Annotated in this window: 25 protein-coding genes; 5 read left to right on the top strand and 20 right to left on the bottom strand. The window is 45.3% G+C overall.

Features of this window, described 5'->3' with window-relative positions; genetic code table 11:
* The first annotated feature begins 70 nt into the window (after positions 1-70).
* Positions 71-259, top strand: coding sequence for a hypothetical protein (locus tag ACHUFW_RS15585; RefSeq protein WP_394204267.1), 189 nt, complete (start codon positions 71-73; stop codon positions 257-259).
* Between the two features lie 64 nt (positions 260-323).
* Here the strand turns inward: ACHUFW_RS15585 and ACHUFW_RS15580 are convergent, their stop codons facing one another.
* The gene (locus tag ACHUFW_RS15580) at positions 324-1,661 is read right to left on the bottom strand and encodes a coproporphyrinogen III oxidase family protein (RefSeq protein ID WP_394204266.1); all 1,338 of its coding nucleotides are present in this window, start codon (positions 1,659-1,661) and stop codon (positions 324-326) included.
* A 304-nt stretch (positions 1,662-1,965) separates the two neighbouring features.
* On the opposite strand from ACHUFW_RS15580, the gene ACHUFW_RS15575 reads away from it, so the two are divergent.
* Positions 1,966-2,490 (top strand): hypothetical protein, encoded by a 525-nt coding sequence (locus tag ACHUFW_RS15575; RefSeq protein WP_394204265.1) that lies wholly within the window; start codon positions 1,966-1,968, stop codon positions 2,488-2,490.
* On the opposite strand, the gene ACHUFW_RS15570 is transcribed toward ACHUFW_RS15575, so the two are convergent.
* On the bottom strand, positions 2,487-3,200 hold the full coding sequence (locus ACHUFW_RS15570; protein ID WP_394204264.1) for a class I SAM-dependent DNA methyltransferase: 714 nt from the start codon (positions 3,198-3,200) through the stop codon (positions 2,487-2,489). The genes ACHUFW_RS15575 and ACHUFW_RS15570 overlap by 4 nt on opposite strands.
* A gap of 90 nt (positions 3,201-3,290) precedes the next feature.
* Between ACHUFW_RS15570 and ACHUFW_RS15565 the strand changes: the two genes are divergently transcribed.
* Together ACHUFW_RS15565 and ACHUFW_RS15560 are read left to right on the top strand one after the other, a co-directional pair.
* A complete protein-coding gene (locus ACHUFW_RS15565; protein WP_394204263.1) occupies positions 3,291-3,878 on the top strand; it encodes a DUF4344 domain-containing metallopeptidase in 588 nt (195 codons plus the stop codon).
* A gap of 240 nt (positions 3,879-4,118) precedes the next feature.
* Positions 4,119-4,316, top strand: coding sequence for a DUF4344 domain-containing metallopeptidase (locus tag ACHUFW_RS15560; RefSeq protein ID WP_394204262.1), 198 nt, complete (start codon positions 4,119-4,121; stop codon positions 4,314-4,316).
* Between the two features lie 11 nt (positions 4,317-4,327).
* Here the strand turns inward: ACHUFW_RS15560 and ACHUFW_RS15555 are convergent, their stop codons facing one another.
* The 18 genes from ACHUFW_RS15555 to ACHUFW_RS15470 form a co-directional block, all read right to left on the bottom strand.
* The gene (locus ACHUFW_RS15555) at positions 4,328-4,657 is read right to left on the bottom strand and encodes a hypothetical protein (RefSeq protein ID WP_394204261.1); all 330 of its coding nucleotides are present in this window, start codon (positions 4,655-4,657) and stop codon (positions 4,328-4,330) included.
* A 127-nt stretch (positions 4,658-4,784) separates the two neighbouring features.
* Positions 4,785-5,228 (bottom strand): HNH endonuclease, encoded by a 444-nt coding sequence (locus ACHUFW_RS15550; RefSeq protein ID WP_394204260.1) that lies wholly within the window; start codon positions 5,226-5,228, stop codon positions 4,785-4,787.
* Positions 5,229-5,330: 102 nt separating this feature from the next.
* Positions 5,331-6,323 (bottom strand): formate dehydrogenase subunit gamma, encoded by a 993-nt coding sequence (locus ACHUFW_RS15545; RefSeq protein WP_394204259.1) that lies wholly within the window; start codon positions 6,321-6,323, stop codon positions 5,331-5,333.
* Between the two features lie 66 nt (positions 6,324-6,389).
* Complete coding sequence (gene fdh3B, locus ACHUFW_RS15540) at positions 6,390-6,959, bottom strand: formate dehydrogenase FDH3 subunit beta (protein ID WP_394204258.1); 570 nt, start codon at positions 6,957-6,959, stop codon at positions 6,390-6,392.
* Between the two features lie 29 nt (positions 6,960-6,988).
* Positions 6,989-9,844: a molybdopterin-dependent oxidoreductase gene (locus ACHUFW_RS15535; protein WP_394204257.1), complete on the bottom strand. Its 2,856-nt coding sequence runs from the start codon at positions 9,842-9,844 to the stop codon at positions 6,989-6,991.
* An 18-nt stretch (positions 9,845-9,862) separates the two neighbouring features.
* Positions 9,863-10,060, bottom strand: a complete 198-nt coding sequence (locus tag ACHUFW_RS15530; RefSeq protein ID WP_394204256.1) for a twin-arginine translocation signal domain-containing protein — start codon at positions 10,058-10,060, stop codon at positions 9,863-9,865.
* A gap of 461 nt (positions 10,061-10,521) precedes the next feature.
* Positions 10,522-11,508: a formate dehydrogenase subunit gamma gene (locus tag ACHUFW_RS15525; RefSeq protein WP_394204255.1), complete on the bottom strand. Its 987-nt coding sequence runs from the start codon at positions 11,506-11,508 to the stop codon at positions 10,522-10,524.
* Positions 11,509-11,587: 79 nt separating this feature from the next.
* Complete coding sequence (gene fdh3B, locus ACHUFW_RS15520; protein ID WP_394204254.1) at positions 11,588-12,157, bottom strand: formate dehydrogenase FDH3 subunit beta; 570 nt, start codon at positions 12,155-12,157, stop codon at positions 11,588-11,590.
* 28 nt (positions 12,158-12,185) lie between these two features.
* Positions 12,186-15,053, bottom strand: a complete 2,868-nt coding sequence (locus ACHUFW_RS15515) for a formate dehydrogenase subunit alpha (protein WP_394204253.1) — start codon at positions 15,051-15,053, stop codon at positions 12,186-12,188.
* A gap of 18 nt (positions 15,054-15,071) precedes the next feature.
* Positions 15,072-15,269, bottom strand: a complete 198-nt coding sequence (locus ACHUFW_RS15510) for a formate dehydrogenase (RefSeq protein ID WP_394204252.1) — start codon at positions 15,267-15,269, stop codon at positions 15,072-15,074.
* Positions 15,270-16,294: 1,025 nt separating this feature from the next.
* Positions 16,295-17,308, bottom strand: coding sequence for a formate dehydrogenase subunit gamma (locus tag ACHUFW_RS15505; RefSeq protein WP_394204251.1), 1,014 nt, complete (start codon positions 17,306-17,308; stop codon positions 16,295-16,297).
* A gap of 55 nt (positions 17,309-17,363) precedes the next feature.
* On the bottom strand, positions 17,364-17,954 hold the full coding sequence (gene fdh3B / locus ACHUFW_RS15500) for a formate dehydrogenase FDH3 subunit beta (RefSeq protein WP_394204250.1): 591 nt from the start codon (positions 17,952-17,954) through the stop codon (positions 17,364-17,366).
* Between the two features lie 27 nt (positions 17,955-17,981).
* Positions 17,982-20,837, bottom strand: a complete 2,856-nt coding sequence (locus ACHUFW_RS15495; protein ID WP_394204249.1) for a formate dehydrogenase subunit alpha — start codon at positions 20,835-20,837, stop codon at positions 17,982-17,984.
* Between the two features lie 42 nt (positions 20,838-20,879).
* Complete coding sequence (locus ACHUFW_RS15490) at positions 20,880-21,077, bottom strand: twin-arginine translocation signal domain-containing protein (RefSeq protein WP_394204248.1); 198 nt, start codon at positions 21,075-21,077, stop codon at positions 20,880-20,882.
* 178 nt (positions 21,078-21,255) lie between these two features.
* Entirely contained in the window at positions 21,256-21,921 is a 666-nt protein-coding gene (locus ACHUFW_RS15485) for a TorD/DmsD family molecular chaperone (protein ID WP_394204247.1), read from the bottom strand.
* A 10-nt stretch (positions 21,922-21,931) separates the two neighbouring features.
* Positions 21,932-23,617 carry a 4Fe-4S binding protein gene (locus ACHUFW_RS15480; protein ID WP_394204246.1) on the bottom strand — a complete coding sequence of 562 codons (1,686 nt, stop codon included), beginning with the start codon at positions 23,615-23,617 and terminating at the stop codon, positions 21,932-21,934.
* A gap of 156 nt (positions 23,618-23,773) precedes the next feature.
* Positions 23,774-24,382: a DUF3306 domain-containing protein gene (locus ACHUFW_RS15475; RefSeq protein WP_394204245.1), complete on the bottom strand. Its 609-nt coding sequence runs from the start codon at positions 24,380-24,382 to the stop codon at positions 23,774-23,776.
* A 2-nt stretch (positions 24,383-24,384) separates the two neighbouring features.
* On the bottom strand, positions 24,385-24,852 hold the full coding sequence (locus ACHUFW_RS15470) for a DUF3305 domain-containing protein (RefSeq protein ID WP_394204244.1): 468 nt from the start codon (positions 24,850-24,852) through the stop codon (positions 24,385-24,387).
* A gap of 297 nt (positions 24,853-25,149) precedes the next feature.
* On the opposite strand from ACHUFW_RS15470, the gene ACHUFW_RS15465 reads away from it, so the two are divergent.
* Positions 25,150-25,998 (top strand): formate dehydrogenase accessory sulfurtransferase FdhD, encoded by an 849-nt coding sequence (locus ACHUFW_RS15465; RefSeq protein WP_394204243.1) that lies wholly within the window; start codon positions 25,150-25,152, stop codon positions 25,996-25,998.
* Positions 25,999-26,036: the final 38 nt, after the last annotated feature.

Genomic DNA, 26,036 nt, shown 5'->3' with positions numbered 1-26,036 from the left:
TTAGGACTACGCCAGGCACACCTTAGCCTAATTACAATGTCGTTTACCAAGGAAGTACTGGATAATCTAAATGGACTTTATGATTAACATGGATGGTTTTTTCGATGACGCTGATGGCCCACGACAACGACTTGCTCGTTACCAGGCCTGCTTACAAGAGTTTGAACGACTCAATCACGAAGATAATTACGTCAAACAAATTAGAAAAGAGATCAAACAATTACAACAACTCGTTGCAGATATGGGACCTCACAATTAATGAGTTAGGGTATCTCTATCAAAAAAAAAGGCTGCCTATTGGCAGCCTTTCTAATAGCAAATCATTACATGTCAGCTTCTTTTAGCGGTTTACGCAATTGCGCCCGCACATTATCCATTCCAGAGTAAAACTCTTTCATCATTAACAATCCCATCATTTTACCATTATCGGTAACAATCAAATTGTCTGGATCCTTAGGGTCATTTTTAATGGCGCCAATTGCCTTCATAGAGGTCATTTCTTTAAATAATGCCCAATCAAGGTTTACCCCAAAGGTTTCACGGAAATACTTTCGCGACAGGCGACCAGAGAACATTCCTAGTAAGAAACGATATTGCATTACATCCTTCTTACTATATTGTTTTTGCTGCTCAACACCCATACGCCCTGCTGCGATGTTCTCTTGATACTTACGTAGCGAGAAGTTATTCACATACAAGGTGTCATCGAGAAAACTGAACGAACCAGAGCCAACGCCTAAGTACTCATCGTAATCGATAACATACTCATCGAAGCCTTCGTTATTTGCTTTACCAAATGCCCAGGCAGATAGCTGATTATATTGGCCATTTAAGCTGTTTAAAATCTGACGATATTGACGTGCCATATCACCATGGGGAGCCGCCAACTTACCTTTTACACTCTTACGGGTTTGATGAGTAATCATCAATGGGTAAGTGGTGATCTGACGAGGATCGAGCTTAGATGCCATATCTAAATCATGTTGAATCACTTCATCTGTTTGGCCACGGAAACCAAAAATCAAATCAACATTGATGATAGGGAACAATTCTTTGGCGGCCATGATCTTGTCAAACGTTTCTTGTCCAGAGCCAAATTTTTCAATTCGATCTGTCATCGTAAGAATGTCGTCATTGAAGCTCTGCACACCGATCGACATACGATCAACTAGCCCCTCTAACTGCTTAAAGCCTGGGCTATCTAAATGCTGTGGGTCAGATTCACAAGAAACTTCTTTAATGCTTGGGAAAAGCGTTTTTGCATGCTCAATGGTACGCGCTAGCTCATCTTCAAGCACGGTAGTGGTACCACCGCCGATATACATAGATTCAAAGTCATAGCCTAGCGCTTTGACCATATCCATCTCTTTACGAAGAGAGATAAAATACGCCCGTGCTTTTTCTTCTTTAAATAGAAAACGATGGAAAGTACAGAAAGAGCACAATGTATGACAGAAAGGCACATGGGCATACAGCATGTACTTTTTGCCCTCAACTGGCGCAGGCATCATAGATGCAGATTGAGTATCGAGTCTTAAGTTTCTATCAACATAAAACTGCATTACTCGTTCCATTGAGCTAAGCATCCAGTTAGGCACAGTGATATCAGCCTGATATGGCTTAACGATCTCTGTACTAGTTGATTGAATAATGGTTGACATATAAATTCCTGACTAAAACAACTTTCCGTGACGAAACGACACTATTGTGAGGGACACATCCTATATGCGGAGCACAAAAGTATCACTTAAGTTATAGACAAAACGTGAACTGGTTATAAGTTACAGCACCTAACAGCTATTGATATCAATTTTTGTTAAGCAGTTCATGTTTTAGCAAAAGTTGATTGAATATACCAATTAAGCTAGCACTTAATTGCAATATCTTGTTTTTTCATTGAGTTAAATAATAAACTCACGTAGCTTAACCTTTGCTGTCAAACAGGATGTTATTAGGAATTTTCTCATGATTAAATGGATATTAGCACTACTCATCGCCACTAATGCTGCCATTGCTGGCTGGGGCTATACGCAATGGCAAGCACTACAATCACAAGACAGCATGATCAATCAGCGTCTCGATTCACTCATTGCCGATATCAACAACTCAGCGACCATCGTACCTCGCAATTTAGTGGCCTACTTTGATCTCGATAAATGTCCACAAGGTTGGCAGCCTTTCACTTCAGGATATGGGCGTTTTACCATTGCAACCAACGATGGCAACAATGAATTACTCGCCCACAGCTTGGGCAAAACCGGTGGCACAGAAAAACACAAATTAACCAAGTCAGAAATGCCACGCCATACCCATGTGTATTACGACTGGTATTTTCTTGATATGGGTAACGAACCTGAATTTTCCACCGGTGAAGGTGATGATGTAGGCATGCGTAAAAATAAAGCTCGTCGTACCGAGCCCACAGGGGAAAGCGTACCACACAACAATATGCCGCCTTATATTGCGCTCACCCAATGCATTAAAACTTAACTATCTATGGTTAGCTTATGGCAGCGCATAAACAGAAAATTAGGCTGAGTAGACAACTTTTGATAATGCTCTGGACTAATGCGCGCCACCTTAGGATCCACCTTGCCCTCTGAAAGTTGCGAAACCAGCAAGCCATTAGCAGTCACTGCCGAAACAATATCAGTTAACGAGCGCCGATAAAACGCCACTGCTACTGGCTCACCTATCGTGTGCCACACTTCCTCAACATACTCTTGTTGAAAGTAGTTTCCTGACACAGTACATTCGAAATCCAGCATCGGATGATGGGTCGAAAACACCACATACCCACCAGACTTTAGTACCCGACTCACCTCAGCAAAAAATAGATTCAGGTTCTCGATATAGTGGATCAGCAAAGGGCAAAGAATTACCTCATATTGACCATCCGCCTCTTGAGGTAAACCCTGATTGAGATCTTGTACATAGGCCTGCACTTGATTGCCAAGTTTTTGCTTAACTAACTCAATCATTTCGGGCGATGCATCCACACAGGTTACCTGACTTGCACCTTGGGCCAACAGGTATTGCGCATAAATTCCCGAACCGCAACCTAAATCAAGCACCTTAGCCTGGCTAACCCCAGTCAGCATCGCCTGTAGCGAGGGACGTTCTAGGTGCGCATTGTAAATGTTATCCTGAACAGCGACATCATATTGCGCCGCATGTTTGCTGTACATTTCTGACTTCATGATTGAAACCCTACAAAAATTTTACTCATAGCTCACTGTGCTAAACTGGTGAGCACACCTTACTGGCATGATTGCTTTGGAGTTTTCCCCATGTACTTGATATTCACCATACTCTTTCTAAGCGGGACTCTTTTCATCGCCAGCCCAACACTTGCCGCGGTAAAAATAGAATATCTGCCGCCCTCACCCACCCAACAAATTGAGCATCAATGGTTAACGCAGCAGCCCATCAATGCATTATTTACATCCCTGAGTGATGATCACTTTCGTTTCAGTCAGGCTGTAACCCTGCAATATGGCAGTGATGATGGACCGTTATATGACCCAGAACATCATCAGATTCAGATTCCCTATGAATTTATTAGCCATACCCGCTCGGCGCTTTCACAACTCGATGACGGCGCAGATTTTGACAGTCAACAAGCTGCCGTTGATAGCTTATTGCACACACTGCTTCACGAAGCCGGACATGCTTTTATTGTCGACCAAGATATTGCCATTCTTGGTAAAGAAGAAGATGCAGCAGACCATTTTGCTGCCATTATAATGCTAAATTATCTACCGCAAGGCGATATCGCCCTGCTCAACGCCGGCAATTTATTCGCATTAGAGTCTGAACAAAAACCACAATTTTATGACTTTGGTGAATATATGATACCAATCGTCATAAGAAAGTGATCTACTCAGAGCTATTTTGGGCAAACTAGTTCGAGACGAATAACTTAAGTAATAGTGGTTCTATTGGGAAGTTATTCAACGAAGAAATAGGCAGCCCAAAAAGCTCCCAAAGGGCGAGTTTTAGCACTTCTGATACTGTGTAAACGAACTTGAACGTAGAGTAACTATGCCCTTCATTCGTTGCCTTGTCTCACAAGCGCTAAACTCTCGCTGAGCGATCACATCTTTATGCCGATTGGTATGAATGAACATAGCTTTGACTTACAGCGCTACTTTTCGATTTTGTGTCTCACTTATGGCAGTCAGCCGCAAACACATCAACGGCTGTTAAAGGAAATTGAAACGACATACCGCCAAGATAGACAAGAGTTCTGCGTGGATAACTATCACTTACTTAACGACAGTTGGCAGCGTTATTTGAGCCAGCCACGCGGTTAAATTACGCGGTGTTAACTAACCAGATCGCTTGCAGCCATCCGTTTAAGTAGCGCTTGTTTCATTACCATTTCGGTTAATCGTTGCTCTGTTTTAGATAACACGATAAACAGCACTACAACTCCAATAATCGCAGCAAGGTACGCCAATAAATGCCCTTGCTGTTCAATAGTCGGGAAGCCCATCACAATAAGTAAGCCACCGACAAGGTAACTCAGCATACTAATCAATATACGCAAGGTTTTAGTCTGTTTACGCGCTTGAGTGATCACCGCAAACGTCTTGGCACTGCTGACTTTATTCAGCTGTGGAAAGCGATTTACTAACCATTGCGTATAATTCATCAATCGTCCTATCGTGAAATTATTTTGCGCCTAAAAAGCAGGCAAATATAGACCACAGAAATGGTGAGGACAAGTGATAGCACATTAATATGACAATTTGATTAATATTAACGCACGCATTTAGCTGTTAGTCGCGCCAGTCCGTTTCGCTGTGATGCAGCTTACCTTTATTGCAATCGCTACATAGGATTTGCAAATTATCGATATCTAATGCGAGCTCAGGATACTTTGAGCGTGGTTTAATATGATCCACTTCCAGGCGCACACCATCATTCGCCGTGGCAGCGCAACACTGACATCTATTTCCATAGCGTTTAAACGCTTGATGTCGCAAAGTCAGCCATTTTTGACTCTGATAGAAATGACTCGTTTTAGCTGGCGTAAAAGGTACCTGTTCAATGGATTCGAACGTACTCGGATCGTGACCAGGGCCTATGAGCACCGCCGAGGCACTTTGGTCTGACTGTATGTTTTGAAACCATTTATAGATCGCCCGTAACGCACCTTGTTCAGTTTTGTATTTTTTGCGCTTTACACCATCGCGGGTCTCATAGCTAACAGAAAATATCATTGTCACCTCAATGCTAAACGCCAACGTTAACGATTACACACAAAAAAATACCCTGTCAGTAAACTAACAGGGTATTGTGCTAAAACTCAATTAAAGTCGAGTTTAGTCTTTGTATTTCAAGGTACCGTTTTCTTTGATTTCGTCAAACCAAAGGTTGTGATGTTGGGTCGCCCAGTTCTCATCACAGTAGCCTGAAACCATACATTCCATACCACCTTCAGACATCACTGTTGCCATGAAGATATGTACGATTGAGAATGCAGTAATGATGATTGCACTCACAGAGTGAAGCACCAACGCAATTAAGCTCAATGTACGGCTTGGTTCAAATAGGTTAGGGAATAACAGCAACATACCTGATGCTGAAATCACTAGACCAAACAGAGCAAATGCCCAGAACCACATCTTCTCACCAGCGTTGGCGAAGCCAGCGTCTGGGTGCTTACCTTTAAATGGACCAAAGTTGATGTAACCACCAACGACCATCATCCATTTAAGATCGTACATTTTAGGTAACTGGTTTTTGGCCCAAAGCACGCTCATCAATGCCCAACCGATCATGAACGGAATCGCCATGATGTCATGCACTTGTTTTGCGCCGTAAACCAAACCAGCCCAGAACCCTTCACCTAGGTAAGGTTGGAAGAAGAAACGACCTGCAAGCAAAGTTAATCCGGTCAAAATCAATAGTAGACACGGTATCGCACCTAACCAGTGAATTGATACGTCAAACTTAGACCAACGATACACCATCTTGCCAGAGAAACCGCCATGCAGCTTCGAGATACCATTCACTTTAATAAACAGTACAAAGATGATGATCATGCCAAAAAGCGCCGCCATTAAGGCTGGAGCTAAAAGGTCGCTACGTAATTCAAGTACGCGCAAATCATAAGTATTGATAGGCTGATTGTGGAACTGACCGTGAGAGGTTGTTTCTCCAGTCGCACCCGCTTTTAACTGTGCCCAAATTTGGCCTTCAGTTGCTGCATGAGTGTGGTCCGTCGCATCGTCATGTGCCATCGAAACGGGAGCAAATACCGTTGCAACAACTAACGCTAAAATCACACTAAAACGTTTGAACAAATTGTTCATGTAACATCCTCTTAGGCCACAACATACCTCGGCATGTTGTGGCTTTGGTGTCATGCTAGTTTGGGGTTAACCCCAGATAGCATTTTTTGAACCACGGTATGCAACACGCTCACGGAAGATTGAAGAAATCACTTCAGCATCACCCGCTAGCAGCGACTTAGTCGCACACAACTCAGCACACATTGGTAGCTTACCTTCAGCAAGACGGTTTGAACCGTACTTCTGACGCTCTGCATCAGAGTGGTTCTCTTCTGGGCCACCGGCACAGAATGTACATTTATCCATCTTACCGCGGCTGCCAAATGCACCCTGTTTAGGGAACTGAGGCGCACCAAATGGGCAAGCATATAGGCAGTAACCACAACCAATACAGGTATCTTTGTTGTGTAGCGTTAGGCCGTCTTCTGTTTTGTAGAAACAGTTTGCAGGACATACCGCTTCACATGGCGCATCAGTACAGTGCATACATGCCACTGAGATTGACGCTTCACCTGGTTGACCGTCGTTAATCGTCACAACGCGGCGACGTTGAATACCCCACTCTAGCGCAGAGTCGTTTTCGTTTTTACACGCAGTGACACAACCATTACATTCGATGCAGCGCTTGGTATCACATAAAAATTTCATTGTAGCCATAATGGCAATTCTCCTAGCTAATTCTGCGCTTACGCTTTAGTGATCTGACATAGCGATGCTTTAGTTTCTTGCATCTGTGTCACAGGGTCATAACCGTAAGTCAGTGCAGTGTTAGCTGATTCACCGATAACGTATGGAACCGTACCTTCTGGGTAGTTAGGCGCTAAACTCTCACCTGACATTTCACCCGCGAAGTGGTAAGGCATCCAAGTTACACCTGGCTTAACGCGTGGGGTAACCATTGCCTTAATCTTAATACGTCCACCTTCTGCACCCTCTAGCCATACCGTGTCGCCATTGCGAATGTTACGGTCTGCTGCGTCAGCTGGGTTGATTTCAACAAACATCTCTTGTTGAAGCTCAGCTAGCCATGGGTTAGAACGTGATTCCTCACCACCACCTTCGTACTCAACCAAACGACCAGAAGTTAGACCTAGTGGGTACTTATCTGTGTTGTCATTTTGCTGGATAGACTTGTACAGCGTTGGTAGACGGTGTACTTGCATATCGTCATAAGTTGGGTACTTAGATACCAGATCACGACGAGGTGTATATAGCGGCTCGCGGTGAACAGGTACTTGGTCTGGAAATGTCCAAACGATACAACGTGCTTTAGCGTTACCGAAAGGAATACAGCCATGCTTCATCGCAACACGCTGGATACCACCAGAAAGGTCGGTCTTCCAGTTTTTGCCTTCCGCTTCTGCTTTCTCTTCAGCAGTCAAGTCATCCCACCAGCCAAGTTGCTTAAGTAACTTGTCAGAGAACTCTGGGTAACCGTCTTGAATCTCACTACCTTTAGAGAAGCTGCCTTCAGCAAGTAGGTTCTTACCGTTGTACTCAACACCATAACGGGCACGGAAGTTACCGCCGCCTTCTAGCACGTGCTTGTGTGTGTTATACAGAATTTGGGTACCAGGGTGCTTCTGCTCTGGTGTACCCCAACATGGCCAAGGTAGACCATAGGTCTCACCTTTCGCTGGGCCACCTGCAGCTTCAAGCGTCTTGTTGCTGAATGTACCCCAGTTTTGGGTGTGCAGTTTCAAACGCTCAGGGCTTTGACCTGACATACCGATAGTCCACATACCGCGGTTGATTTCGCGAGTAATGTCTTCAATCACTAATAGGTCTTTAGCGTCTTTAGCAATACGCTTAGTGTACTCTTTGTCGAAGCCTAGCTTTTGCGATAGGCGGTACATGATCTCTAAGTCAGTCTTAGATTCAAATAGTGGCTCAACCACTTTTTCACGCCATTGCTGGCTACGACCAGAGTTAGATACTGAACCTTCAGTTTCAAACTGAGTACAAGCAGGTAGCAAGTAAACACCATTTTGACGACGATGCATTACACCAGCCATGGTTGGGAATGGATCCACAACAACCACAGTGTCCATCTTATCTAGTGCTTCGCGCACATCATTTTGACGTGATTCAGTGTTAACTGACTGTCCCCAGAAGAAGCCCATGCGAACACGGTCTTTTTGTGCAAGTTTTTCAGGGGTTTCAAGCACACCATCGTGCCAGCGTGAACATGGAATACCAGGGGTATTCATTGGAATGCGGCCAAGGTATTCATTGTTATCGAAGCGACCTTTAACCCAGTCAAAGTCTAGATCCCAAACGTGAGACCAGTGCTTCCAAGAACCGGTTTTTAGACCGTAGTAACCAGGTAGCGTATCGAACAATAGACCTAAGTCAGTTGCACCCTGTACGTTATCGTGACCACGGAAGATGTTAGTACCACCACCTTGCTTACCCATGTTACCTAGGGCAAGTTGCAGCAAGCAGTATGCACGTGTGTTGGCATTACCAACGTGGTGCTGAGTACCACCCATACACCAAACAACAGTACCAGGACGGTTGTCCGCCATTAGCTTAGCCGCTTGGTAAACTTCCTCTTCGCTACAGCCTGTGATGTCAGCCACTTCTTTTGGTGGGAACTTCTTAGCTTCTTTGCGGATCTCATCCATTGCGAATACGCGCTGCTCGATAAAGGTCTTATCTTCCCAACCATTTTCAAAGATATGCCAAAGCATACCGTAGATAAATGGAATATCAGTACCTGGACGCAGGCCGCAATGAAGATCTGCGTGAGCGGCAGTACGAGAGAAACGTGGATCAACAACAATAACTTTAGCGTTGTTCTTCTCTTTCGCAATCAAGATGTGCTGCATAGCCACAGGATGCGCTTCAGCTGGGTTTGACCCGATGAAGAAGATGGCATTGGCGTTCTGGATATCGTTGAAAGAGTTAGTTTGCGCACCATAGCCCCAAGTGTTAGCAACACCGGCTACCGTGGTAGAGTGACAAATACGTGCAGAGTGGTCGACGTTGTTGGTTCCCCACATTGCCGCAAATTTACGGTACATGTAGCAGCCTTCATTTGAGAACTTAGCACTACCCATAAAGTAAAGTGAATCTGGACCAGACTCTTTGCGGATATCCAGCATCTTGTCGCCAACTTCATTAATGGCTTGTTCCCAAGATAATTTCTTCCACTTGCCATCAACAAGCTTCATTGGGTATTTTAGACGCTTCTCACCGTGACCGTGTTCACGAAGTGCAGCACCTTTAGCACAGTGACCACCGGCATTGAATGGGTGATCAAACGCAGGCTCTTGACCTGTCCACACACCATTTTGTACTTCAGCGTATAAACCACAACCTACCGCACACGCACTACATACAGTACGTTTGATTTCAATCGGCGCGTCATGTGGAATGTCTTTGGCTTCAGCACGACGCATCATGCCAGTACCAAGAAGAGATGCAGCAGCAATACCACCTGAAGTGATACCAGCATGCTTCATAAATTGACGACGGCTAATGCCTAAAGATTTTTTTTCTGCCTTAGGTGCCTGATTAGATTTGCGAGTTAATTGCATCGCTCAAATTCTCCTAAACTAGCTACGCAAGCTGTTGTAATAACTGCGGATATGTGCAGTTTCGTGGTAGCCATCAGCATGCTTAGATGCTGCAGTTTTTTCTGTTGCTTGGGCAGTGCTAATACCTGAAACTGCCAATGCAGCGGTAGCTGAGCCACCTATGGTTAGCGCTTTCAGCAGTGATCTACGGTTGAGATCGGGCTGTTGCTTCTTCATCATTACTCCTGACGAGTGGTAAAACTCTATTTGTCGGAACTTGAATTTACCGCCGACACACATGTTGCAAATTTGTTTGAACTTGGTGTGCTTTTGGTGAATTTTGTTTATTTATTAAAAACATCCAAAAAAATGCCGTTGCAATATAGAGAAATTTAGTCGAGCAAAAGTTGATCTAAATCCATTTAGGTCGGCGCTAGCGTGCGATGGTTCATGAAATTGTTAACCAAGTCATATTTCTTAACGCCAATGACTAAAATTTCACCTTGGATTAATTTTGAATTCAGAGAAGATTTGTAACAGCTTTGTGTCAACTAAGACGTTGATTCATGTAGGTAAATGATGTTGATAACTATTATCAACTAATGCAAAAAGTGACTAGTTTACAGCCAAAACAGATACAAAAACCCCCTCTGACACTGTGTGCCAGAGGGGGTTTTAATTTATAACCAATATTTAGATTAAGCTTGGTCTTTGTACTTCAACGTACCATTTGCCTTGATTTCATCAAACCAAAGATTGTGATGCTGGCTAGCCCAAGTTTCATCACAATAACCTGAAACCATACATTCCATACCACCTTCAGACATCACTGTCGCCATAAAGATATGGACGATAGAGAAGGCACAAATAATGATGGCACTGATTGAGTGTAAAATAAGCGCGATTAAGCTTAGCTCACGACTTGGCTCAAATAGGTTCGGGAACAATAACAGCATACCTGATGCTGAAATAATCAAACCGAATACCGCAAATGCCCAAAACCACATCTTCTCACCGGCATTGGCGAAACCTGCATCAGGGTGCTTACCTTTGAATGGACCAAAGTTAATGTAGCCACCCACCACCATCATCCATTTAAGGTCGTACATCTTTGGCATTTGGTTCTTGGCCCAAAGTACCGTCATTAATGCCCAACCAATCATGAATGGAATGGCCATGATATCGTGTACTTGCTTAGCCCCATAGACCAATGAGGCCCACATGCCTTCACCTATGTATGGCTGGAAGAAATAGCGTCCAGATAGTAACACTAAGCCAGTCAAGATTAGCAATAGGCACGGAATAGCACCTAACCAGTGAATAGATACATCAAATTTAGACCAACGGTAAACTAACTTGCCGGAAAAACCGCCATGCAGCTTTGAGATACCATTAATCTTAATAAATATGACAAAGATGATGATCATACCAAACAACGCCAACATCAATCCCGGCGCTAACCAATCACTACGAACATCGAGCAAACGCAAGTCGTAGGTATTAATAGGTTGGTTATGGAATTGACCTTGAGATGTGGTTTCCCCAGTCGCGCCAGCTTTCAGTTGCGACCAGATCTGACCTTCAGTTTCAGCAGCAGGTGTAGACTGGGCAAAACTCACAGCACTGAAAGCTGTGGTTAATGCCACCACTAAAACCAAACCTAACTGTTTAAACCATCTGTTCATGTTACATCCTCAATAGTCACAGCATGCCAGGCATGCTGTGAACAGTTTGACAATGCCTATTGGCAGTTAACCCTATTGATTAACCCCAAATAGCACTGTTAGAACCACGGTATGCAACACGCTCACGGAAGATTGAAGAAACAATCTCTGCATCACCAGCAAGTAGTGACTTAGTTGCACATAGCTCGGCACACATAGGTAGCTTGCCTTCAGCTAAACGGTTAGCACCGTACTTACGACGCTCCGCATCTGAATGATCCTCTTCAGGACCACCCGCACAGAAGGTACACTTGTCCATCTTGCCACGGCTACCAAACGCCCCCTGTTTCGGGAACTGAGGCGCACCAAATGGGCAAGCATAGAGGCAGTAACCACAGCCGATACAGGTATCTTTGTTGTGCAGCGTTAAACCATCTTCAGTCTTATAGAAACAGTTTGCTGGGCAAACCGCTTCACACGGTGCATCAGTACAGTGCATACATGCCACTGAAATAGATGCTTCGCCTTTAACACCATCATTGATAGTCACAACGCGACGACGTTGAATGCCCCACTCTAGAGCTGAATCATTTTCGTTCTTACATGCTGTGACACAACCATTACATTCGATGCAGCGCTTGGTATCACATAAAAATTTCATTGTAGCCATAGTGGCTTATCTCCTCGCTAAACTGTGTTTAGGCTTTCTCAACCTGACACAGAGTCACTTTCGTTTCCTGCATCTGTGTTACTGGGTCATAACCGTAAGTCATTACCGTGTTAGCCGACTCGCCTACCACGTATGGCTTAGTGCTGTATCCGCCAGACTCAGGGTACTGCAGCGCTTCACCGTGCATCACACCCGCAAAGTGGTATGGCATCCAAGTTTGACCAGGAAGTACCCGCTCAGTCACCATAGCTTTAATCAGAATGCGACCGCCTTCTGCACCTTCAACCCAAACATCATCGCCATTGCGAATACCGCGGTCGGTTGCATCAGCTGGGTGCATCTCGATGAACATCTCTTGTTGAAGCTCAGCAAGCCAAGGATTAGAACGAGACTCTTCACCACCACCTTCGTACTCAACCAGACGACCAGAAGATGCAATAAGTGGGTATTTCTTATCTAAGTTATCGCTGATCACTTTGTCTTGGATCGTCTTGAACAAGGTCGGTAGACGATGTACTTGCATATCTTCATGGGTCGGGTACTTAGCAATTAAGTCACGACGTGGGGTATACAGCGGCTCACGGTGTGTTGGGATTTCATCAGGGAAAGTCCAAACACGACAGCGTGCTTTCGCGTTACCGTAAGGCACCATGTTGTGTGCGAGTGCAACACGAACAATACCGCCACCTAAATCCGTTGCCCAAGTGCGATTTTCTGCTAAGGCTTTTTCTTCGTCCGTTAGCTCATCCCACCAGCCAAGTTGCTTCAGCATCTTGTCATCAAATTGTGGGTAACCATCTTGAATTTCAGCGTCAACAGATGCTGAGCTATCAGCAAGAATGCTTTGACCTTCATACTCAACACCAAAGCGGGCACGGAAGTTACCACCACCTTGGTTCACATTCTTACCGGTACGATAAAGAATTTGTGTACCTGGATGCTTCTGCTCTGGCGTGCCCCAGCAAGGCCAAGGTAGACCGTAGGTCTCGCCCTTGTTGATACCGCCTGGCGCTTCCAAAGTTTCTGCAGAGAAGTCACCCCAGTTCATGGTGTGATTACGGATACGCTCTGGACTCCAACCGGTGTAACCGACACTGCGCATACCGCGAGCGTACTCACGCATGATGTCATCAGGGTTTGGCATGTTGCCATCAACGGCGATGTTTTTAGTCCAAGTGTCAGCAATACCAACATGTTTAGCAAGGCGATACATGATTTCTAAGTCATTCTTAGACTCAAACATTGGCTCAACAACTTGTTGACGCCACTGCGCACTACGGCCAGAGTTGTTCACCGAACCTTCACACTCAAACTGTGTTGCTGCAGGTAGGATGTATACACCATCCTTACGACGATGCATCACACCCGCCATGGTTGGGTAAGGGTCAACCACAACCACAGTCTCTAGCTTATCTAATGCATCACGCACTTCCATCTGACGGGTTTCAGTATTGATTGACTGACCCCAGAAGAAGGCTAAACGTAGGTTGTCTTTTTGCGCTAGCTTATCTTTCGCTTCTAGCACACCATCTTGCCAACGTGAACATGGCATACCTGGTGTGGTCATTGGGTCGCGACCTAAGTATGGCGCTTGGTCAAAACGTGCTTTAACGTCGTCATATGGCAGTTCCCAAACACGAGACCAGTGCTGCCATGCGCCTGTTGCAAGGCCGTAGTAACCAGGAAGGTTATCGAACAGCAGACCCATATCGGTCGCGCCTTGCACGTTATCGTGGCCACGGAAAATGTTGGTACCACCACCTTGGATACCCATGTTACCCAGGACTAACTGGAGAATTGAGTAAATACGAGTATTACCGTTACCCACAGTATGCTGAGTACCACCCATACACCAGATAATCGTACCTGGACGGTGCTCTGCCATATTCTTAGCCGCAGCGTAAACATCTTCACGTTTAACACCAGTAACATTTTCAACTTCTTCAGGTGTCCAACGCTTGGTTTCTTCACGGATCTTGTCCATACCGAAAGCGCGTGCTCTGATAAAGTCTTTATCTTCCCAACCGTTTTCAAAAATGTGCCATAGCAGGCCATACACTAGCGGGATATCTGTACCTGGACGAAGTGGGAGATGAATATCCGCATGGGCCATCGTGCGAGAATAACGTGGGTCAGCAACCGTAATTTTAGCCCCGCGCTCTTTCGCAATTAAAATATGCTGCATCGCAACAGGATGCGCCTCTGCTGGGTTAGCCCCAATCAGGAAGATATTTTTCGCGTTACGAATATCGTTAAACGAGTTCGTTTGTGCACCATAACCCCAAGTGTTTGCTACACCCGCGACTGTGGTTGAGTGACAAATACGTGCAGAGTGGTCAACGTTGTTTGTTCCCCACATCGCCGCAAGTTTACGGTACATGTAAGCGCCTTCGTTAGAAAACTTAGCACTACCCATGAAGTAAACTGAATCTGGACCGGATGTCTTGTTGATCTCAAGCATCTTATCGCCAATTTCGCTAACCGCTTGTTCCCAAGACAGCTTCTTCCACTTGCCGCCTTCCAGCTTCATTGGGTATTTCACACGCTTATTAGAGTGAGTGTGATAACGTAAGCTCGCGCCCTTGGCACAGTGACCGCCTTGGTTAAATGGGTGGTCAAATGCTGGCTCTTGGCCAGTCCACACACCATTTTGTACTTCAGCATACACACCACAACCTACCGCACAGTGTGAACAGATTGTGCGTTTTACTTCCGTTGGAGCGTCATAAGCAACATCTTTTGCTTCCGCTTTACGCATCATGCCAGTGCCTAGCATAGAGACAGCGGCAATACCACCTGAAGTGATACCAGCGTGCTTCATAAATTGACGGCGGCTAATACCAAGCGTTTTCTTTTCCGCTTTTACAGCCTCGTTTGATTTGCGCGTTAATTGCATCGCAGTTGTTCTCCTAGGTTAGCTACGCAAGCTGTCATAAAAACTACGAATATGCGCAGTTTCACGGTAGCCATTAGTGTCTTTCTTGCTTGATGTTGGTGCAGTAACTTGAGCAGCACTAACACCTGTCACTGCTAATGCAGCGGTAGCTGAGCCACCTATGGTTAGCGCTTTCAGCAGTGATCTACGATTTAGATCGGGCTGTTGCTTTTTCATTCTTACTCCTAATAAGAAAATTACCCTAATCTAGGGCTATTGGAGGAGGCGGTTTGTTGCCCTGAATGAGGAGAAAAAAGCTATCGCCCAATCGTTAAGCAAATGTATAAAAAACGTTGATCTACGTTTTGTATTAACCGCTTCCTAAAATGTCGCAGTCAATATAAGGAGGGAGATGATTCGAAATATTGATCTAAGCTAATTTCCGAGTCGGATTCTGGCTAAAATAAACTGATTTTGTTAGCTAGATCATACAAAAAAACCAAGCTTAAAACAGGCTTAAATTTAGATTAAAAACACTTTAAGTCAACAACTTACACAACATTAATCGAAGCTTAAAACGCCCTGTTTTTTGTTAACTTATGGTAACTATTGCTGCAGTTATGTGAACGTCATTTAAGGCCGATTTAATTGGTTTCACCTGCCAAAATGGCCACTCAGTCTTAAATCAATCATGCCGACATAAATTGTCATGGACAAATCATCAAACCTAGCAGGGCTGGCCATTTTAGCCTTAAACAATCTGCGCCAAATGGCGACGTATACAAGCCAGTAAATCACGACATAACCATCACCTTCTAGCAAGATAAAACCGCAAGCCACAACCCTAGTTAACCAACGAGTAAAATAACAATACTTCTCATTAAGGCTTCGGTATAAAAATGCTGCGATCCTAGTCTAATACCAATCAACATAAAGATGTGATCGCTCAGCGAGAGTTTAGCGCTTTTGAGACAAGGCAACGAATGAAGGGCGTAGTTACTCTAGGTTCAAGTTTGTTTACACAGTCTCAGAAGCGCTAAAACTCGCCCTTTGGGCGCTTTTTGGGCTGCCTACTTCTTCGTTGAATAACTTCCCAATAGAACCACTATTACTTAAGTTATTCGTCTCGAACTAGTTTGCCAAAAATAGCTTTGAGTAGATCACTTTCTTATGCCGACTGGTATAACTCTGCGGATAAAAAAACACCCCGAGGTGAAACCATCGGGGTGTTTTATCAATCCAGCGTAGCGCGGTATGATTAATTAATCTCGATACTGTAACGTGCCATTTTCTTTGATCTCATCGAACCAAAGATTGTGGTGTTGAACAGCCCAGTTTTCATCACAATAACCGGATACCATAGACTCCAAACCGCCTTCACTTAATACCGTCGCCATCCAAATATGAACGATGGTAAATGCAATCAAGATGATGGCACTAATACCATGTATTAATAGTGCAGCCATCGAAGCTTCGCGAGGCAAGTCTAAACCTGGTAATACCAACATAATGCCTGAAACACTGATGAATAATCCGAACAGAGTTAATGTCCAGAACCACATCTTCTCACCAGCATTGGCAAAACCACTATCAGGGTGCTTACCTTTAAATGGACCAAAGTTGACATAACCACCAACAACTAAGAACCATTTAAGATCATACATCTTGAACGTCTGCAGTGGCATCCACTTAACCACACACAAAGCCCAAGAAACAATGAAGATTGGACCAACCCAATCATGCACCACTTTACTACCGTAAATGAGTGCCGCCCATATACCTTCGCTAACATAAGGCTGTAATACATGCTTACCTAGCATGATATTCAAACCGGTGAAGATCAAACCCATACAGGAAATCGCCATCACCCAGTGCAACCAAATATCCGCTTTTGTCCAGCGCAACACCATCTTGCCAGAAAAGCCTTTACTTAACTTTGAAGGCCCATTGACAAAATAAAACACTAAAAATGCACCAAATACCCCTAGTACAGCTAGCCCCATCACTGGAGTCAGGTATTTATTACGTACATCTTTACCTTGGTTACCTGCAACATTGATTAGTACGTTGGCATCAACGCCCTTATCAGTGCTGTAACCTTTTTCACCGCTTTTAACCGCACGCCAAAGATCGGCATCGCTCTTAGTCGAGTTGGCCATCTGTTGGCTAGTTTGGTCATCAGCAGCAGCAACCGTGGTCGCCATACCTAACCCTAAAGTTAAGACAACGGGCAATACCAGTAAAGCAAACAGGCCGCGCAGTGATTTCAATAACATAGTCACTCCCTTATCGGATAAGCACTTGGCGGTGGCATGCCACCGCCAGCTCTTATTACGCGCCAGTTTGTGGGGTGTAACCCCAGATTGCGCCTGGGTTACCGCGTGCAGCAATACGCTCACGATAGATGGTCGATACGATATCGGCATCACCCGCTAGCAGTGCTTTAGTTGCACATAGCTCTGCACACATAGGTAACTTACCTTCAGCAATACGGTTTGCACCGTACTTTTGACGCTCAGCATCAGAGAAGTTCTCTTCTGGGCCACCGGCACAGAAAGTACACTTATCCATTTTGCCACGGCTACCAAAAGCGGTTTTCTTAGGGAACTGCGGCGCGCCAAATGGGCAAGCGTAGAAGCAGTAACCACAACCAATACAGGTATCCTTGTTATGCAGGACAATGCCGTCTTCTGTACGATAGAAGCAATCTGCTGGACAAACAGCCTGACAAGGTGCATCGGTACAGTGCATACATGCCACTGAAATTGACGCCTCACCTGGCTCACCATCGTTAATCGTTACAACACGGCGACGTTGAATACCCCACTCAAGTGCGGCATCGTTCTCGTTCTTACATGCTGTGACACAACCGTTACACTCGATGCAGCGTTTGGTGTCACACAAAAATTTCATGACTGCCATAATGGCTTATCTCCTCATCAAGTTCAGTTAGGCTTTTTTGGTGATTTGACACAAGCTAGACTTCGTCTCTTGCATCTGTGTCACAACATCATAGCCATAGGTCAATACGGTGTTGGCAGACTCACCAATCACGTAAGGAACCGTACCTTCTGGGTAGTTCTTCTCAAGGCTCTTACCTTCAAAGACACCCGCAAAGTGATATGGCATGAAGCTTTCACCTTCGATAACACGAGGAGTCACCATAGCTTTAACGGTGATCTTCGACCCTTCTGGACTGTGAACATAAACGTCATCACCGTCACGAATACCGCGATCCGCTGCATCAGCAGGGTTGATCTCGATAAACATTTCTTGCTGAAGTTCTGCAAGCCATGGGTTAGAACGCGTTTCTTCACCACCACCTTCGTACTCAACTAAGCGACCAGAAGTCAGTGCTAATGGGAAGTCCTTAGCAAAGTCTTGATCCTGAATTGACTTATAAAGCGTTGGAAGACGTGCAACCATACGGTCATCATAAGTTGGGTATTTAGAAACCAGATCACGACGAGGTGTATATAGCGGCTCACGGTGCACAGGGATATCATCTGGGAAGTTCCAAACAATACAACGGGCTTTTGCATTACCATAAGGAATACAACCGTGCTTAATAGCCACACGCTGGATACCACCTGAGATATCGGTCTTCCAGTTCTTACCTTCCGCGTGTTGCTTCTCTTCGTCGGTCAGTTCATCCCACCAACCAAGTTGCTTAAGCATCTTGTCGGTAAACTCTGGGTAACCGTCTTGAATCTCACTGCCTTTAGAGTAAGAACCTTCAGCCAAGATGTTGTTACCATTATGCTCAACACCATAACGTGCACGGAAGTTACCACCGCCGTCTTTAACGTGGCGACCAGTGCGGTAAAGGATCTGAGTACCTGGATGCTTCATCTCTGGCGTACCCCAACATGGCCATGGTAGACCATAGGTTTCGCCGCGAGCTGGGCCACCAGGAGCTTCAAGAGAGTTAATATCGAAAGTGCCCCAGTTTTCTTGGTGCATTTTCAAACGCTCTGGGCTTTGACCAGTATAACCAACAGTCCACATACCTTTGTTGAATTCACGGGTAATATCTTCAATCAACGGCTCATCACCGTTCACTTTAATATGCTTACAGAATTCTTTTTCGATACCCCATTTCTTGGCTAGCTTGTACATGATCACATGGTCAGGCTTAGACTCGAATAGTGGTTCGATAACTTGAGTACGCCACTGTAGCGAGCGGTTTGACGCTGACACAGAACCGTAAGTTTCAAACTGTGTTGCTGCAGGTAATAGATACACACCGTCAGTACGTTCGTGCATTACACCAGCCATCGTTGGGAATGGGTCAACAACCACAACTGTGTCCATCTTGTTCAGTGCTTCACGCACTTCACGGCCACGGGTTTCGGTGTTAACTGATTGACCCCAGAAGAATGACATACGGATGTTATCTTTTTGGGCAATCTTAGATTTGTCTTCAAGTACACCATCATGCCAACGTGAACATGGGATACCTGTAGATGTCATTGGATCTTGACCTAGGTATTGCTCTTGGTCGAAGCGACCTTTAACCCACTCATAGTCTAGGTCCCAAACATTACACCAGTGCTTCCAAGAACCGGTTTTCAGACCGTAATAACCAGGTAGCGTATCGAACAGTAGACCGAAGTCGGTCGCACCCTGTACGTTATCGTGACCACGGAAAATGTTAGTACCGCCACCTTCAACACCCATGTTACCTAGGGCTAATTGCAGGATACAGTATGAACGGGTATTGGCATTACCAACGTGGTGCTGAGTACCACCCATACACCAAACGATGGTGCCAGGCTTAGTTTCAGCCAACATCTTAGCAACGCGACGCATTTGCGCTTCAGGTACACCGGCCACGTTTTCAACTTCAGCGGGTGTCCACTTAGCAACCGCTTCACGGATGCGTTCCATACCGTATACACGTTGGTTGATAAAGTCTTTATCTTCCCAGCCATTTTCAAAGATGTGCCATAGTAGACCATAAATGAATGGGATGTCCGTACCAGGACGGATATGCACGAACTCGTCAGACTTAGCTGCAGTTCGGGTGAAACGAGGATCAACAACAATAACCTTCGCGCCGCGCTCTTTACCTTCTAAGACATGTTGCATCGCAACCGGGTGCGCTTCAGTTGGGTTAGACCCAATGAACATCATGGCTTTGGCTTTACGAATGTCGTTGAACGAGTTGGTTTGCGCACCGTAGCCCCAAGTGTTTGCAACACCGGCTACCGTGGTAGAGTGACAGATACGAGCAGAGTGGTCGACGTTGTTTGTGCCCCACATTGCCGCGAACTTTCTGTACATATAAGCTTGTTCGTTCGAGAACTTCGCACTACCCATGAAGAATACTGAATCTGGACCTGATTCTTGACGAATCTGTAGCGCCTTAGCACCCACTTCTTCAATCGCTTGATCCCAAGATAGTTTCTTCCACTTACCGCCTTCAAGCTTCATTGGGTACTTAAGACGTTTCTCACCGTGTCCATGTTCACGCAGTGCAGCACCTTTGGCACAGTGACCACCAGCGTTGAATGGGTGATCAAATGCTGGTTCTTGACCAGTCCATACACCGTTTTGTACTTCGGCATAAATACCACAGCCCACTGAACAGTGAGAACAAATAGTACGTTTTACTTCAGTTGGTGCATCATGAGCTACATCTTTTGCTTCAGCTTTACGCATCATTCCTGCGCCAAGCATAGAAGCCGCAGCAATACCACCAGTTGCAAGACCTGCAGACTGTAGGAATTGACGACGGTTTAGACCTAGAGCCGGCTTACTCGGTGCCGTTGTTGCTTGGTCTGTTTTGCGGGTTAATCGCATCACACATCTCCTTAAATTATTCTTTATGTATTAAGTATTTAATTACTTGCTACGCAAAGAATCGTAATAACTACGAACATGATCGGTTTCACGGTAGCCATCGCCCTTTGCTGTAGGCTCAATAGATGGCGTTGCCGCTACGGCTTGTCCACTTACTGTCGCAACAGCACCAGCAGCACTACCCAATGCCAATGCTTTAAGCAGTTGGCGGCGGCCCATGTCAGAAGCTTGCTTCTTCATAGTGTCTCCTATTTGTTTTTTTACTAAAGGTGATACTTATGCCGCTGCGTATCGTTGACTCTCACATCTCATTACGCATTAGCATAAGCACTACCCAACTCATGCGAGGGTTCCCCCTCAGTTCTTGCACACCATCTCAACGACAAATTTCTAAGATGGCCTAAGATCTACCCATTCACTAAGACGCAAGTTCGCTAGTGGTTGGGGTGATTTTTTCTGCTTCACTGCCAGGGCAGTTAACAGGGATATCTAAACTCAATTGTTCAAATTCGTTAGCTTCAATTTCGAAGAACGCTTTGGCTAACTGTGCAACAGTGGCATAGAAAGCCGCACTTGGTGTTGCTGCCAATGTGTCACAGAAACGCTCAATCCAGCTGCCAATATGACGCTGATAAAACGCCAGCTGACGGTAGCCTGGTGCTTCCAAAATCAATACACCCATCACTTCACATAATGCGGCAACATGATCTTCAGGCTCTTTCACTTCTTCTTCGCGCTCAAAGCCTAGCTGCATCAAATCTTGACGTAGCAATGCTAGCGGCTTGTCCATTAATGAACCTGTCATAAACCAACTGCCGTAAGGCAAGATTTCACCACTACCTACACCTAAGAAGATGTTGAAGTATTCATCTTCTAGCTGCTCGCTGGTGAACTGGCCAGCCGCCAATTTGAGGGCAAGCCAGGCTTTGGTCATTTCGCTATCGTCATCAGCATCAACTTCTAGCTCTTGTAAAAAAGCCAATAGCTCAGCACTAGGCTGACTGCGTAAAAGTGCCGCGAGTAAATGATAAATATCGGCTCTTAACTGATCGTTTTCTGAAACTTCTCTTACTTGTTCGGTCATAGTTAAACTCTTATCGCAGTTGCTTTTCAGGATCTTGAAGAATGTCTTCAAACATATCTTTAACCCGGCAGTCGCCGCACATTTTTAAGCGCTCAGTGTTAGCACTAAATGCACTATGGCCACCGACTACATCCAGCATCCGTTGCACCATGGACTGGGTTGCGAAAGCGGTGCCACAACGAATACATTCGAATGGGGCTTCCTCTTTCAACGTTTGACGCTGTTGACGCGCCGCTTTATCAAAGTTGATTTGTGGTGTCAGGCTAATCACTTTTTCAGGACAAGCCGTTTCACACAAACCACACTGAACACAATCTTGCTCAACAAAGTTCAGTGCTGGTAAGTCACCGCCATCGGTCAGTGCTTGAGTCGGACAAGTCGACACACAAGACAGACACAAGGTACAGTTTTCAGTGTTAACACTGACCTTACCGAAAGGAATATTGCTTTTAGTTAAGCAGCTATCAATTGACGCTGCTTGCTCATTAAGGTGGTCAACAGCGGCATACAAGGTGTCGCGCTTCGTTGTAGGCGCAAATTCACCAGGAACAATCACTGGCCAATTGGCACTGGTTGCAATCAAATCACCTAACTCATTTAGTTGCTCTTGATTGACGACGCTAATGCGTTGCGGCTGACCCATCTCATCCAAAATGTCATTAGCAAGTTTTAGCTCACCATTAAGCATTTGCGTCAAAGTTGGCGCTGTGGCGTCGGTATTAAGCACCAAGATTTGACGTGCGCCCCAAGCTAGCGCAGACATCCAGTGGTCCATGCTGGCCACGGTAATCTCTTCCAGCTCAACAGGAATAATCGCGCCTGGAAGTTCTTCATTAATTAACGCCGCACCATTAGCTGCGTCATGGAATAGGATCACAGGTGCAGTTTGAGCTTGCTCACGGAAGCGCCCGACTAACTTATGTAGATAAGAGTGCAGCGCTTGTGGCGTAGGCAAATCATAGGCAATAGCCCCAGTTGGGCAGGCGTTGGTACAACTACCAGCACCGTGACAAAGATAAGGGTCGATCTCAATGACTTTGTCGATGCTTTGAATCGCATCCGCTGGGCAGAAATTTAAACAACGGTTACACCCGTCTAAGCCGTTGCGGTGATGCGCACAAATCTCGCTATTCACTTTCACGTATCGAGGCTTATCAAACTCACCAATCATGCTAGGAAGCTGTTCAATGGCTTCATCTAACTTAGCCTGATCTTGACCGACATAAAAATATCCAGGTGGCAGCATCTCTAGGTTGATACAAGGTGCGATGCTTAAATCAAGGATAAGGTCAAAATGGGCTTTACGAATGGCGGCAAGACTTAAATCAATTGCCGAGGTTTCGGTGGCTGATTCAGGTTCAACTTTGACTTGGAACTGACCTAAAAAGCCTTTGATCTCGATGAGTTTGTTGTAATAACTTTCGATGTGTTCTGCAGACTGCATCACCTTTTCAAGGTGTGCTTCGTCTTGGCTAGTGATAGATTCATTTGCCAAAATAGCCACTTGTCCCATGTTGGACAAACGGTCTGCAGCCAAACGTGCCAAATCTTCTGGCCCGATGACCAACACATTGCCTTCAGTGGTATAACTCACTGTCGGTGGGATCAGATTCTGTAGAATCTGGGTTTGCCCCAATACTTGCTGACGGATCTGCTTTAAGTCAGCTGATTCACTACTATTTAAATGTATGCTCACATTGCGTTCCTGAACAGTTTTGGCCGCTGCTGTCGGCTAGGTGGCTGTTTTGCTCTTGATGGCTGCGCTTTAAATGCGCCAGCTTCACCTATTTATATTTGTAATACAGCAATTCACGTACCAAATTTATGGGTTTAATAACTCTCCAAACTTACCTTAAGCAACAGTTCCTTTTGTTTCACCGTCTACATCTGGTTCATTTTGGGACACCTCGACAGTACCTTCGTCCAAAATGTCCTCGCTGTTGTTTTCGGTGATTTTCGCCATTTGCGCTTCACGTTCTACGGCGGAATCTGCAGTCATCTCTTCTGCAGACTCTTGAGTCTCTTCATCATCTTTAGTGATGTGTCGGAAAATCTTTTTGGTGAGCTCTTGTGACACATCAGCACTTAACTTTGGTTGGTTACTGTAATCCAATGCGTACTCAAGCAAGCCATCAATTTCGTTATAATGCGGTTGTTTCCAAAGTGCTCTTAATGCGGCCGTTTTAGCTGCTGGGTCAACATTGTCAGCCATAAAGCTGGCAAAACTGCCACCCACCTCAATTTTCTCGGGATCTGGCAAGTCTTCTGCACCAAGCACTTTATCTTCCGCGGTGTCCGCTACAGACATTTCAGCTTCAACAACAGGCTCTTCGGCTTGCTGCTCATCAGCTGTCTGCTGTGCTTGCTTAGCTGCTTCAGCTTCTTCGGCTAGCTTCTCTTCTTCGACCTTTTGCCTGCGAAGATTCCAGCGTGATAAAAAGCCACTCGACTGTTCACTCATAATTAACCTCGCCCATGACTATTACTTTGGCTAGGTCCCTCGCCTTTACGTCGGTTCACATGCTTACGACGGTGAGCACTAATCTCAACTTCACCGTGACGAGTAATGAACGCTTCTATCCAACATGCAATGGCACTTGGCATTGGTATGTTTAACACTGGGGTATCACCTTCTAAGCAACCGGCGGCGACATTCTGGTCGGCCGAAATTGCCGCTGGAACCCAAGTACCATCTTCAAGTTCATCACAGACAATATAGAGCATGGTATTGTCCATATCGAGGTTTAAGCGATAACTGGCGCGCTCATCACGGTACAACTCTAAAACAACGAGTTTAGACCCTTCAGGGGCTTCATGGGTGGCAGGAACAATCTGATCGATTTCCCACTGGACTGATGTCCAGCGACCCACAAGTTTCTCTGTTTTTTTCAAAGATACGTACATGGGCCATTGACTTTCGGTATGCTGCATTCCGTCTCCGTCTTGCTATGGAAAGCCGACTCAAACATAGAGAATCAGCTATTTTCCGCTCAGCGATGTCTATGCAGCTGCAATATTGATGCCAGTTAATAAGCCTCAATAGTTTGAACTAGATCATCATTTCCACAATAAGCGTAGGACAATTTGTCCAAGCTGCCAGTCGAAACGGGACAATAAAGGGCGTCGATAGCGACAAAAATCGACCAGATCACGCATTTCATTAAGAATCGCTGCATAAGGAATGAATATTGCTATGCTTGAGGCTGTCTATTGTGACTACACAACGAAATGAGCGCCATGAAACGTAATCCAACCTTAGTTAAAACCGATGTTGAGGTCCCACTGACGATTGCCGTCAAAGCCGTGAATGAACAAGGCGAAGCTGTTGATAAACATATCGCTTGCGAGCGCCCGCTAACGGTTTACCTCAATTGGCAGCCTATCGTCACGCTTATGACATTGGGTGCTAGAGCTGAATCGCTTGCCTTAGGCTATTTAAAGAATCAAGGCTTCATCTCTGATGTTAAACAGCTTGAATCAGTGATTATTGACTGGGACGTGAACTCAGCCGCGGTGTTAACTAAAGAAAATACCGCCGACTTAGAAGACAAACTGTCTGAAAAAACCGTCACCACTGGCTGCGGTCAAGGTACGGTTTACGGCGGGTTCATGGACGGACTGGATGAGATTAACCTACCTCAGCCTAAGCTCAAACAAAGTATGATTTATCGTCTGTTAAAAAATATCAGCGAATACAATGAAACCTACAAGAACGCTGGTGCTGTTCACGGTTGTGGCCTGTGTAAAGATGACCAGATCACCGGCTTTGTTGAAGATGTGGGTCGCCACAATGCGGTCGATACCTTGGCTGGTGAGATGTGGCTTAACCAAGAAGTGGGTTACGACAAGCTGTTTTACACCACTGGGCGCTTGACCTCTGAGATGGTGATTAAGGTTGCCAAGATGGGGATTCCGGTGCTGCTATCGCGCAGCGGCGCAACTCAAATGGGCTTAGAATTGGCGCAAAAGTTAGGTATCACTATGATTGCCCGCGCCAAAGGCCGTCATTTCTTAATCTATAACGGCGCAGAAAATATCGAATTTGATGATATGCCTCCTAAAAGAGCGGCAAAGTAAATTGGCGAATATGAGTGTTTATTGTGTTAAGGAAAATC

The sequence above is a fragment of the Shewanella waksmanii genome, assembly GCF_043643685.1.
In the GTDB taxonomy this organism is placed as follows: Bacteria; Pseudomonadota; Gammaproteobacteria; order Enterobacterales; family Shewanellaceae; genus Shewanella; species Shewanella waksmanii_A.
This window is presented reverse-complemented; position numbering and strand designations above follow the sequence as displayed.